General features: G+C 73.4%; 8 protein-coding genes, 1 pseudogene and 1 riboswitch. Of the genes and pseudogenes, 6 read left to right on the top strand and 3 right to left on the bottom strand.

Annotated features, from left to right (window positions below; translation table 11 throughout):
• The first annotated feature begins 261 nt into the window (after positions 1-261).
• Complete coding sequence (locus IE321_RS06195; protein ID WP_190222057.1) at positions 262-1,326, top strand: CobW family GTP-binding protein; 1,065 nt, start codon at positions 262-264, stop codon at positions 1,324-1,326.
• A gap of 7 nt (positions 1,327-1,333) precedes the next feature.
• On the opposite strand, the gene IE321_RS06200 is transcribed toward IE321_RS06195, so the two are convergent.
• The gene (locus IE321_RS06200; protein ID WP_190222058.1) at positions 1,334-2,800 is read right to left on the bottom strand and encodes an FAD-dependent monooxygenase; all 1,467 of its coding nucleotides are present in this window, start codon (positions 2,798-2,800) and stop codon (positions 1,334-1,336) included.
• Positions 2,801-2,893: 93 nt separating this feature from the next.
• On the opposite strand from IE321_RS06200, the pseudogene IE321_RS06205 reads away from it, so the two are divergent.
• A pseudogene (locus IE321_RS06205) lies at positions 2,894-3,525 on the top strand (TetR/AcrR family transcriptional regulator C-terminal domain-containing protein).
• A 252-nt stretch (positions 3,526-3,777) separates the two neighbouring features.
• Here IE321_RS06205 and IE321_RS06210 read toward each other — a convergent pair.
• Positions 3,778-6,237, bottom strand: coding sequence for a DNA gyrase/topoisomerase IV subunit A (locus IE321_RS06210; protein ID WP_043227254.1), 2,460 nt, complete (start codon positions 6,235-6,237; stop codon positions 3,778-3,780).
• 181 nt (positions 6,238-6,418) lie between these two features.
• Between IE321_RS06210 and IE321_RS06215 the strand changes: the two genes are divergently transcribed.
• The 4 genes from IE321_RS06215 (at position 6,419) to IE321_RS06230 (ending at position 11,176) form a co-directional block, all read left to right on the top strand.
• Positions 6,419-7,771 (top strand): M16 family metallopeptidase, encoded by a 1,353-nt coding sequence (locus IE321_RS06215; RefSeq protein ID WP_079022255.1) that lies wholly within the window; start codon positions 6,419-6,421, stop codon positions 7,769-7,771.
• A gap of 26 nt (positions 7,772-7,797) precedes the next feature.
• Positions 7,798-9,162 (top strand): M16 family metallopeptidase, encoded by a 1,365-nt coding sequence (locus IE321_RS06220; RefSeq protein WP_043227292.1) that lies wholly within the window; start codon positions 7,798-7,800, stop codon positions 9,160-9,162.
• A 199-nt stretch (positions 9,163-9,361) separates the two neighbouring features.
• Positions 9,362-9,522, top strand: a riboswitch (cyclic di-AMP (ydaO/yuaA leader).
• Between the two features lie 8 nt (positions 9,523-9,530).
• Complete coding sequence (locus IE321_RS06225; RefSeq protein ID WP_043227252.1) at positions 9,531-10,301, top strand: M23 family metallopeptidase; 771 nt, start codon at positions 9,531-9,533, stop codon at positions 10,299-10,301.
• Positions 10,302-10,492: 191 nt separating this feature from the next.
• On the top strand, positions 10,493-11,176 hold the full coding sequence (locus IE321_RS06230) for a GntR family transcriptional regulator (RefSeq protein ID WP_043227250.1): 684 nt from the start codon (positions 10,493-10,495) through the stop codon (positions 11,174-11,176).
• Positions 11,177-11,329: 153 nt separating this feature from the next.
• Here IE321_RS06230 and IE321_RS06235 read toward each other — a convergent pair whose 3' ends face one another.
• Positions 11,330-11,611, bottom strand: a complete 282-nt coding sequence (locus tag IE321_RS06235) for an HPr family phosphocarrier protein (protein WP_043227291.1) — start codon at positions 11,609-11,611, stop codon at positions 11,330-11,332.
• Between the last annotated feature and the right edge of the window lie 17 nt (positions 11,612-11,628).

Here is an 11,628-nt window from a genome sequence, read left to right on the forward strand (position 1 = left end):
GCGACCGGAAACGCGACGGGATCGGGGGGCGGGAGCCCCGGCGGGGCACGCGCGCGTGGGGGACGGGTTTCCGGCGGAGCGCCGTCGAGGGGGCTCCTGGCGGGGTGGGCCGGGCCGGGGCCGCGAGGGGGGTGATGGAGTGCCCCACGCGCGCGTGGGGCAGGGGGAGCGTGGGGGTGGGCTGCCTATCCTGGAGGGCCGGCCGCTCCTGGGAGGGGTCGGAGAGTCGCCCCTCGTGCCGTCCAGCGAAAGGCTTGCTTCTTGAGCGCGCAGCAGATCCCCGTCGTCGTCCTCGCCGGGTTTCTCGGGGCGGGGAAGACCACGCTCCTGAACCAGCTGCTGCGCGGTGCCCGGGGGACCCGGATCGGGGTCATGGTCAACGACTTCGGCGACATCGGGATCGACGCGATGACGGTAGCCGGGCAGGTGGGGTCGACCGTCTCCCTCGGGAACGGCTGTCTGTGCTGTGCGGTGGACGCGAGCGAGCTGGACGAGTACCTGGAGGTGCTGACCCGGCCCGAGCTGCGGCTGGACGTGATCGTCATCGAGGCCAGCGGGCTCGCCGAGCCGCAGGAGCTGGTCCGGATGGTGCTCGCCAGCGAGAACCGGCGGGTCGTCTACGGCGGCCTCGTGGAGGTCGTCGACGCTGCCGAGTTCGCCGCCACCCGGCAGCGGCACCCCGAGACCGACCGCCACCTCGCCCTCGCCGACCTGGTCGTCGTCAACAAGGCCGACCGCGTCTCGGAGGACGAGCTGAGGGCCGTCCGGGAGACCGTCGCCGGGCTCGCGGACCGGGCGGCGGTGATCGAGGCGACGCACGGCCGGATCGATCCCGAGCTGCTCTTCGACCGGGTCGTCCCGGAGGACGAGATCGCCGGCCAGATGTCGATCGAGGACGTCCTCTACGCGGACGAGGACGGCCACGCCCACCCCCACGCGGCCTACGACACCGTCTCCCTGGCCACGGCGGTGCCGCTGCACCCCCGGCGGCTGATGGCCTTCCTCGACTCCCGTCCCGAGGGGCTGTACCGCCTCAAGGGCTTCGTGGACTTCGGCGCCGCCGACCCCGACCACCGCTATCTGGTGCACGCGGTCGGCCGCTTCCTGCGCTTCTACCCGGAGCCCTGGCCGGCCGGGGAGGAGCGCCTCTCGCAGCTGGTCCTGATCGGGACCGGCGTCGACGCGGCGGCCCTGCGCAAGGAGCTCGCCGGCTGCGAGGTCGACGGACCCGCGGACGCCCCGGACGAGCACAGCATGTGGGGCGTCCTCCGGTACGTGCCGCGGGGCGACGACCCGCAGGGCGAGGAGCCGCCCGGCGAGGCGTAGCCCCGGCTCAGGCCCGTACGCCCGCGAGGGTCAGACCGACCGCCGCCAGGTAGGCGTCGAGGCTCGCGTCGGCGCGCGCGCCGGCCCAGCCCACGTACCCGTCCGGACGGATCAGGAAGAGACCGGGGCCGTACGGCTCGTAGGCCGTGAGCCGGGCCGCGCGGACCTGCTCGGGGAGCAGTGCGGGAGGCTCGGCGGGCCCGACCGCGAGCAGGGTGAAGTGCGGGCCCCGGAAGAGGTCGAAGAGGCGCCCGTCTCCGTGCGGCCCGTCCGGGGCGCGGTCGCCGGCGCGCACGGCGTCACCCGGTCCCTGGGCGCGGGTGTCCACCGCGAGCGCCGAGTCGCGGTAGCCGACGCCGAGCTGCTGGACGTCCCTGCCCCGCTGGGGGGCGTCGCCGTCGGCGGTCGCCCGGTGGAGGCGGGTGCTGAGCCCGAGGACGTCCGCCGCGACCGGGCGGCGCTCGGCCTCGTAGCTGTCCAGGAGCGCGGCGGGGGCCCCGTGCCGCAGCACCTGGGCGAGCTTCCAGCCGAGGTTGTACGCGTCCTGGACGCCGGTGTTGAGGCCCTGGCCGCCGGCCGGGGAGTGGACGTGGGCCGCGTCGCCGGCGAGGAAGACCCGGCCCTCCCGGAACCGGTCCGCGAGCGCCGCCCGGGCCCGGTAGTCGGAGGCCCAGGGCACCTCCGTGATCTCCTCCGCCGCGAGCGGCGTGCGGGCCGCCAGCAGCGCGCGGACGCCTTCCGGGGTGGTGTCGACGCCCGCGTCCGCGTCCTCGAAGGTGGCGGCGAGCTGGAAGAGGCCGTCACCGCCCGGCAGCGGGCAGAGCGCCACCCCGCCGTCCGCGGCCCGCCAGACGTGCCAGTGGTCCCGGTCGGCCACCGCGCCGGGGGAGATCCGCACGTCGGCGACGAGCATCGGCCGGGGGTCGACGGTCTCGCCGGTCATGCCGACGCCGAGCGCCCGGCGGACCGTGGAGCGGCCCCCGTCGGCGCCGACGAGGAAGGCGGCCCGGATCGTCTCCCCGGTGCTCAGCAGGGCCTCCACGCCCGTGTCGTCCTGGCGCAGCCCGGTGAGCGCGGCCCCGAACCGGACGCCGCCGCCGAGCGCCGTCAGCCGGGCGTACAGCAGCTCCTGGGTGCGGGACTGCGGGATCAGCAGGGTGTTCGCGTACGGCACCCGCTCGGTGGGCTCGGAGCGCTCGATCATGTCCCACTCGCCCCGCCGCTCGGTGCCCTCCCAGGCCAGCATCCGGGGGTAAGGGCCCCCCGCCGCCAGCACCTCGGGGAGGACGCCGAGGTCGTCCAGGACCTCCTGGCTGCGTGGCTGGAGCCCCTTGCCCCGGGAGCCGGGGAAGAGTCCGTCCGCCCGCTCCAGGAGGAGCGCCCGGACGCCCCGGCGGGCGAGGTCGAGGGCGAGCACGAGTCCCGTCGGGCCCGCTCCGGTGATGACGACGTCCGTGTCCCCGTGCGCTGTCATGGCTGACCGCCTCCAGTCCTTAACGATGTTAAATGCCGGTGCCCACAGCATCGCCTTAACGGTGTTAAGGAGTCAAGGGGATACCGTGACGGGGTGGCGACCAAGAAGACGAGCAAGCTGGACCCCGGCCAGGTGGCGGAGACCGCCCTGCGGCTGCTGAACGAGCGCGGCCTGGAGGGGCTCACGCTCCGCGCCATCGCCCAGGAACTGCACGTCCAGGCCCCGGCCCTGAGATGGCGACCGTCATGTACCGCCGGATGGTCGCCGACCCGGCCGCCCGGCCCGCCCCCGGGCAGAGCTGGCAGGAGCTGGTGCTCATCGCCAACCGGGGCCTGCGCGCCGGGCTGCTGCGCTACCGCGACGGCGCCAAGGTCTACAGCGGTGCCCGGTTCACCGGCACCGACCACGCCCAGGACATGGAGCGGCAGCTCGGCGCCCTCGTCGACGCCGGGTTCTCGCTGCGCGAGGCGGTGCGGGCCAGTACGACGGCGTACATGTACACGCTCGGGTTCGTCATCGAGGAGCAGGGCACCGAGTCCCAGCCCGGCGAGCCCCGGGAGGGCTTCGACATCGAGGAGCGGGCCGGGCGCCTCGCCGCGTACCCGCTCGCGGCGGCGGCCGGCGCGGAGATCTTCGCCGGCTACGACGACCGGTTCGAGGAGGGCCTGCGGCTGATCGTCGCCGGCATCGAGACGGTGTACGCCCCCGGCGCCGCACGCGCCTGACGGAGCCGGGAGCCCGGAGCCCGAAGCGCGGAGCCCGGAGCACGGGGGCATGGAGCCCGAAGCACGGGGCGCGGGGCCTGGGCGCGGGCGCCCGCGCACCCGTTCCACGACGAAGCCCCGTGCACGACGAAGCCCCGTGCACGACGAAGCCCCCGTGCACGACGAAGCCCCGTGCACGACGAAGCCCCGTGCACGACGAAGCCCCCCGCTCCGTCCGGAGCGGGGGGCCCGAGGTCGTGCGGTCTCGCCCGGCTAGCTCGCCGGGCCCGCCACCACGTCGACCGTCGCCGGCAGCGGGGTGCCCGAGCCGTCACGGCGCGGGTCCGGCTCCGGCAGCTCGACCGGGGTGCCGTTCTTCTGCGCGGCACGGGCCGGCAGGGCGCCCGCCCAGGCCAGGATCAGCACGTCCTCGCCCTTCAGGAAGCGCTGGCAGCGCACGCCGCCGGTGGCCCGGCCCTTGCGCGGGTACTGGTCGAACGGCGTCAGCTTCGCCGAGGTCGCCGCCGAGCCGTCCAGGGTTCCGGTCGAACCCGCCACCGTGAAGACGGCCGCGTCCGCCGCCGGGTCCACCGCGCCGAAGGACAGCACCTCGGCGCCGGCCGTCAGCTTGATGCCCGCCATGCCGCCGGCCGGGCGGCCCTGCGGGCGCACCTGGGAGGCCGGGTAGCGCAGCAGCTGCGCGTCGGAGGTGATGAAGACCAGGTCCTCGTCGCCGGTCCGCAGCTCGGTCGCGCCGACGATCCGGTCACCGTCCTTGAGGGTGATGACCTCCAGCTCGTCCTTGTTGGCCGGATAGTCCGGCACCACCCGCTTGACCACTCCCTGGAGGGTGCCGAGGGCCAGGCCGGGGGAGGACTCGTCCAGCGTGGTCAGGCAGATCACCGTCTCGTCCCCGTCGAGCGACAGGAACTCGCTCAGCGGCGCCCCGCCCGCCAGGTTCGGCGCGGCGGCCGTGTCCGGCAGCTGCGGCAGGTCGATGACCGCGATCCGCAGCAGGCGGCCCGTCGACGTGACCGCGCCGACGTCGCCGCGCTGGGTGGCCGCCACCGACGAGACGATCGCGTCGTGCTTGGTCCGCTTGGCGTCCGGGTCGGCCGGCGGCAGCTCCGCCGAGACCGTGCGGGCCAGCAGACCGGTCGTGGAGAGCAGCACCCGGCACGGGTCGTCGGCGACCTCCAGCGGGACGGCCGAGACGGGCGCGCCCGCCGACTCCAGGAGGACCGTGCGCCGGTCGGTGGCGAACTTCTTCGCGACCGCGGCCAGCTCGGCCGAGACCAGCTTGCGCAGCTCGGGGTCGGAGTCCAGGATCCCGGTCAGCTCGTCGATCTCGCCGGTCAGCCGGTCGCGCTCGGTCTCCAGCTCCAGGCGGTCGAACTTCGTGAGCCGGCGCAGCGGGGTGTCCAGGATGTACTGGGTCTGGATCTCGCTCAGCGAGAAGCGCTCCATCAGGCGCTCCTTCGCCTGCGCCGAGTTGTCGCTCTCCCGGATGAGCCGGATGACCTCGTCGATGTCGAGGAGGGCGACGAGCAGGCCCTCGACCAGGTGCAGCCGGTCGCGCTTCTTGCCGCGGCGGTACTCGGAGCGGCGGCGGACGACCTCGAAGCGGTGGTCGAGGTAGACCTCCAGGAGCTCCTTGAGGCCGAGGGTGAGCGGCTGGCCGTCCACCAGGGCCACGTTGTTGATGCCGAAGGACTCCTCCATCGGCGTCAGCTTGTAGAGCTGCTCCAGGACGGCCTCGGGCACGAAGCCGTTCTTGATCTCGATGACCAGGCGGAGCCCGTGGGCCCGGTCGGTGAGGTCCTTGACGTCGGCGATGCCCTGGAGCTTCTTCGAGCCGACCAGGTCCTTGATCTTGGAGATGACCTTCTCGGGACCGACCGAGAAGGGCAGTTCGGTGACGACGATGCCCTTGCGGCGGGCCGTGACGGTCTCCACCGTGGTGGTGGCCCGGATCTTGAAGGTGCCGCGGCCCGACTCGTACGCGTCCCGGATGCCGTTCAGGCCGACGATCCGGCCGCCGGTCGGCAGGTCGGGGCCGGGGACGAAGCGCATCAGCGCGTCCAGGTCCGCGTTCGGGTAGCGGATCAGGTGGCGGGCGGCGGCGATCACCTCGCCGAGGTTGTGCGGGGGCATGTTGGTCGCCATGCCGACCGCGATGCCCGAGGCGCCGTTCACCAGCAGGTTCGGGTACGCGGCGGGGAGCGCGACCGGCTCCCGCTCCTGGCCGTCGTAGTTGGGCGCGAAGTCGACCGTGTCCTCGTCGATGGAGTCGGTCATCAACAGGGCGGCCGGGGCCATTCGCGACTCGGTGTACCGCATGGCGGCCGGCGGGTCGTCGTTGCCGAGCGAGCCGAAGTTGCCGTGGCCGTCGACCAGCGGCACGCGCATGGAGAACGGCTGCGCCATGCGCACCATGGCGTCGTAGATCGAGGCGTCGCCGTGCGGGTGCAGCTTGCCCATGACCTCGCCGACCACGCGGGCGCACTTGACGAAGCCGCGGTCGGGGCGCAGGCCCATCTCGTTCATCTGGTAGACGATGCGCCGCTGGACGGGCTTCATGCCGTCGCGCGCGTCGGGCAGGGCGCGCGAGTAGATGACCGAGTAGGCGTACTCGAGGAAGGAGCCCTGCATCTCGTCGACGACGTCGATGTCGAGGATCCTCTCCTCGTACGCGTCGTCCGGCGGCGGTGTCTTCGTGCTGCGGCGGGCCATCGCGGCTGCGGCTCCTTCTCCGACAAAGCTTGATCTGACGCGGACCATTGTGGACCGTGCCACCGACAACCCCGACCGCGACCCGGACGAGGGACATCTCAGGGGTCCGGGAACTTCGCCAGGTGTCGGCGCGCTTGCATACAGTGGCAGGACTTTTCAGATCGCGATCGAAGGGACGTACATGCCCATGGGTCACACGGCCACGGCCGAGGCCGGCTCCGGCGGCCTGACAGCGACCGAGCACCGGCTGGCGAACGGCCTGCGGGTGGTCCTCTCCGAGGACCACCTGACCCCGGTCGCCGCGGTCTGCCTCTGGTACGACGTCGGCTCGCGCCACGAGGTCGAGGGGCGCACGGGCCTCGCCCACCTCTTCGAGCACCTGATGTTCCAGGGCTCGAAGCAGGTGCACGGGAACGGGCACTTCGAGCTGGTGCAGGGCGCCGGCGGCTCGCTCAACGGCACGACCAGCTTCGAGCGCACCAACTACTTCGAGACCATGCCGACGCACCAGCTGGAGCTCGCGCTCTGGCTGGAGGCCGACCGGATGGGCTCGCTGCTGGCCGCCCTCGACGACGAGTCGATGGAGAACCAGCGCGACGTCGTCAAGAACGAGCGCCGCCAGCGGTACGACAACGTGCCGTACGGCACGGCCTTCGAGAAGCTCACCGCGCTCGCGTACCCCGAGGGCCACCCGTACCACCACACCCCCATCGGCTCGATGGCGGACCTGGACGCGGCCACCCTGGAGGACGCGCGGACCTTCTTCCGCACGTACTACGCGCCCAACAACGCGGTCCTGTCGGTCGTCGGCGACATCGACCCGGAGCAGACGCTCGCCTGGGTCGAGAAGTACTTCGGCTCCATCCCCGGCCACGACGGCAAGCCCGCCCCGCGCGACGGCGGCCTGCCCGAGGTCATCGGCGAGCAGCTGCGCGAGGTCGTCGTCGAGGACGTCCCGGCCCGCGCCCTGATGGCCGCCTACCGGCTCCCGGAGGACGGCACGCGCGCGTGCGACGCGGCCGACCTCGCCCTCACCGTGCTCGGCGGCGGCGAGTCCTCCCGCCTGCACAACCGGTTGGTCCGCCGTGACCGCACCGCCGTCGCGGCCGGCTTCGGCCTGCTGCGGCTCGCCGGCGCCCCCTCGCTCGGCTGGCTGGACGTCAAGACGTCCGGTGGCGTCGAGGTGCCCGCCATCGAGGCGGCCGTCGACGAGGAGCTGGCCCGCTTCGCCGCCGAGGGGCCGACCGCCGAGGAGATGGAGCGCGCCCAGGCCCAGCTGGAGCGCGAGTGGCTCGACCGGCTCGGCACCGTGGCCGGCCGCGCCGACGAACTGTGCCGCTTCGCCGTGCTGTTCGGCGACCCGCAGCTCGCCCTGACCGCGGTCGACCGCGTCCTCGCCGTCACCGCCGACGAGGTGCGCGAGGTGGCCGCGGCCCGACTGCGCCCGGACAACCGCGCGGTGCTGGTCTACGAGCCCGTGGAGGGCCCGGAGGCCGACGAGAACAGCGACGAGGAAGAGGGAGCGGACCAGTGACCGACGCCGCCGTGTCTCTGACCAGCATGGAGTTCCACCCGCAGCCGCAGCCCGGCGCGGCCAGGCCGTGGGCCTTCCCGGCCCCCGAGCGCGGCGCGCTCGACAACGGCCTGACCGTGCTGCGCTGCCACCGCCCCGGCCAGCAGGTCGTCGCCGTCGAGATCTTCGTCGACGCGCCGCTGGACGCCGAGCCCGAGGGGCTGGACGGCGTCGCCACCATCATGGCGCGCGCCCTCTCCGAGGGGACCACCGAGCGCGGCGCCGAGGAGTTCGCGGCCGAGCTGGAGCGCTGCGGCGCCACCCTCGACGCGCACGCGGACCACCCCGGTGTCCGGGTCTCCCTGGAGGTCCCGGTCTCCCGGCTCCGCAAGGCGCTCGGGCTGGTCGCCGAGGCCCTGATCTCCCCGGCCTTCGACGCCGACGAGGTCAAGCGCCTGGTGGACAACCGGCTCGACGAGATCCCGCACGAGGCGGCGAACCCCAGCCGTCGCGCGGCCAAGCAGCTCTACAAGGAGCTGTTCCCGGCCACCGCCCGGATGTCCCGGCCGCGCCAGGGCACCAAGGAGACGGTGGAGGCCATCGACGCGGAGGCCGTCCGCGCGTTCTACGACGCGCACGTGCGGCCCGCCGCGGCGACGGCGGTCGTCGTCGGCGACCTCACGGGCGTCGACCTGGACGAGGTGCTGGCCGAGACCCTCGGCGGCTGGACCGGCAAGCCGGCCGCCCCGCGGCCGATGCCGCCGATCACCGCCGACGACACCGGACGGGTCGTCATCGTCGACCGCCCCGGGGCCGTCCAGACCCAGCTGCTGATCGGCCGGATCGGTCCCGACCGCCACGACGCCGTCTGGGCCGCGCAGGTCCTCGGGGTCTACTGCCTCGGCGGCACCCTGACGTCGCGTCTGGACGCCGTCCTGCGCGAGGAGAAGGGGTACACGTACGGCGTGCGCGCCTTCGGGCAGGTGCTCCGCTCGGACGGCGAGGGGCACGGCGCCTCGATGCTCGCGATCAGCGGCTCGATCGACACCCCCAACACGGGCCCGGCCCTGGACGACCTGTGGAAGGTGCTCAGGACCCTGGCCGAGGGCGGTCTGACCGACGCCGAGCGGGACATCGCGGTGCAGAACCTGGTGGGCGTGGCCCCGCTCAAGTACGAGACGGCGGCCTCGGTCGCCGCGACGCTGTCCGACCAGGTCGAGCAGCACCTGCCGGACGACTACCAGGCCCGGCTGTACGCGCGGCTGGCCGAGACCGGCACGGTCGAGGCCACGGCCGCGGTCGTCAGCGCCTTCCCGGTGGACCGGCTCGTCACCGTCCTGGTGGGCGACGCCGCGCAGATCGAGGAGCCCGTGCGGGCCCTCGGCATCGGCGAGGTGACCGTGGTGAGCTGACCCGTCGTCGGCTCCGGCGGAGGTCTCCGATGCGCAGAAGCGCCGGAGACCTCCGCTTTGTCCGTTATAGAGATAAGGGTGATCGTATGCCCTGTGGCATGTCTTACAAATGGGCGTGTCTGTTTGGCGATTGACATCCGTCCGGCCTAGCGTCGGTCCGTCTGTCCGACCCGACGCACGCGCCGCACCCGCGGCACCCGGACAGCCATCGCCGAGTCCCCGTCAGGCGCGAGCCTGGGGAGCCGGGGACCCACGCAGTCCCTGGGGTGAATCGGACGCCTTCGCCACGCGGAGGGGCCCGTAGGAGACCTTCCTGCTCCGAACCCGTCAGCTAACCCGGTAGGCGAGAAGGAAGGAAAGGAACCGTCTTGGCGTTCACCCGTGCCACCGGGAAGCACCGTGGCGCGAGCCGACTGGCTCGCCGCAGCGCCGGCATCGCCGGCGTCGCCGCCCTCGCCACCACCGGCGTCGTCGGCACCCTCGCCTCCCCGGCGCTCGCCGCCGACACGGACAACCGGTCCGCCGAGGACACCGGCCTCACCCAGGTGATCGCCGACGAGTCCCTCGCCGACCAGGTCAGCGCGCAGGCCGCCGCCCAGGAGCAGGAGGCCGCCGAGGCCGAGGCCCGGGCCAAGGCGCGCGCCGAGGCGAAGCGCAAGGCCGAGGCCCGCGCCCAGGAGATCCGCGAGGCCAAGGAGCGCGCGGCCCGTGAGGCCGAGCGCCGCCGCCTCGCCTCCTTCAACCTCCCGGTCGCCGGTTCGTACGTCTCCACCGGCTACAAGACCGGCGGCTCCCTCTGGTCCTCCGGCAGCCACTCCGGCGTCGACTTCCACGCCGCCTACGGCAGCTCGGTCGTCTCCGTCGGCTCCGGCACCGTCGTCGAGGCCGGCTGGGGCGGCGCCTACGGCAACAACATCGTGATCCGGATGAACGACGGCACGTACACCCAGTACGGCCACCTGTCGTCCATCGGCGTCTACGTCGGCCAGTCCGTCGAGCCCGGCCAGCAGATAGGCGTCTCCGGCTCGACCGGCAACTCCACCGGCCCGCACCTCCACTTCGAGGCCCGGTCCACCGCGGACTACGGCTCCGACATCAACCCCGTCGCCTACCTCCGCGCCCGCGGCGTCAGCCTCTGACCCGCCACCCCGCACCGAAACGGCCCCGGCTCCCAAGAGCCGGGGCCTTTTCGTCGCCGGTGACCGGTTCGGCCGCTGCCGGGACCGGATGAATTCCGAGAGGGCATCGGAATTTCCGGCGCACTGCAATAGAGTCGCGGAAACAGCGCCGCTCGAATTCGGTGCGCGCGGAGCGAAAACGGAGGTCGGACATGCGGGTTCCCGCGCAATCGGTATGCACGGCGATCCGGGACGACATCGTCTCGGGGATCTTCGAGCGCGGCAGCCGGCTGACCGAGGACCAGCTCGCCCGCCGGTACGGCGTCTCCCGCGTCCCGGTCCGCGAGGCCCTGCGCACCCTGGAGTCCGAGGGCTTCGTCGTCAGCCGCCGGCACGCGGGCGCCCAGGTCGCCGAACCCACCGACCAGGAGGCCGCCGACCTCCTCGACGTACGGGCGCTGCTCGAACCGCTCGGCGCGGCCCGGGCCGCCCAGCGTCGCACCGACGCCCACCTCAAGGTGCTGCGCGGCCTGGTCAGGCTGGGCCAGGAGCGGGCCCGGCGGGGGCAGGGCGACGACCTCAAGGCGCTCGGCGGCTGGTTCCACGAGACCCTCGCCCAGGCGTCCGGCAGCCCGGCGCTCGCCGCGCTGCTCACCCAGCTGCGCCACAAGATCGCCTGGATGTACGCGGTGGACCGGCCGGACCGGCCGGTGGACGCCTGGGCCGAGCACGGCGCGATCGTCGACGCGATCGCCCGCGGGGACGCCGAGCGGGCCCGCGCGCTGACCGCCCTGCACGCCGAGCACGCGCTCCCGCTGCACCGGCTGAAAAGGCCCGAGCGGGGCCGTGTGAGGGTTTCGCAACATGCCGTCAACACGGCGAGCGTCCGGAATTAACACGGACACCGTATACAAAGAATAGCTATTCCGAGGCGCTTTTCGTGCTGCCCGAAAAGGGAATGGTCCGGCTCCGGAAATGCCGGACGGCCGTGTCCGCCGGGAATTCCGGGAACACGGCCGTCGGGGGAGTGTGTGGTGCGACCCGCCGGGTCAGACCGTCTCGGGGAGCTCGTCGAGGCCCTCGGCCACGAGCTTGGCGAGGCGCTCCAGCGCGGCCTCGGCGCCCTCGGCGTCCGAAGCGAGCACGATCTCCTCGCCGCCCTGCGCGCCCAGGCCGAGCACCGCGAGCATCGACGCGGCGTTGACCGGGTTGCCGTCGGCCTTGGCGATGGTCACGGGGACACCGGAGGCCGTGGCGGCACGGACGAAGATGGAGGCGGGGCGGGCGTGCAGGCCCTCGGCCCAGCCGACGTTGACGCGGCGCTCAGCCATGGTGTTGCCCTTCAAGT

Origin of the sequence: Streptomyces hydrogenans (assembly GCF_014656075.1) — a bacterium.
GTDB lineage: Bacteria > Actinomycetota > Actinomycetes > Streptomycetales > Streptomycetaceae > Streptomyces > Streptomyces hydrogenans.

Coding starts and splice junctions, on each gene's coding strand:
- IE321_RS06200 (WP_190222058.1), bottom strand. CDS start 2,800: ATGACAGCGCACGGGGACACGGACGTCGTCATCACCGGAGCGGGCCCG.
- IE321_RS06210 (WP_043227254.1), bottom strand. CDS start 6,237: ATGGCCCGCCGCAGCACGAAGACACCGCCGCCGGACGACGCGTACGAG.
- IE321_RS06215 (WP_079022255.1), top strand. CDS start 6,419: ATGCCCATGGGTCACACGGCCACGGCCGAGGCCGGCTCCGGCGGCCTG.
- IE321_RS06220 (WP_043227292.1), top strand. CDS start 7,798: ATGGAGTTCCACCCGCAGCCGCAGCCCGGCGCGGCCAGGCCGTGGGCC.
- IE321_RS06230 (WP_043227250.1), top strand. CDS start 10,493: ATGCGGGTTCCCGCGCAATCGGTATGCACGGCGATCCGGGACGACATC.
- IE321_RS06235 (WP_043227291.1), bottom strand. CDS start 11,611: ATGGCTGAGCGCCGCGTCAACGTCGGCTGGGCCGAGGGCCTGCACGCC.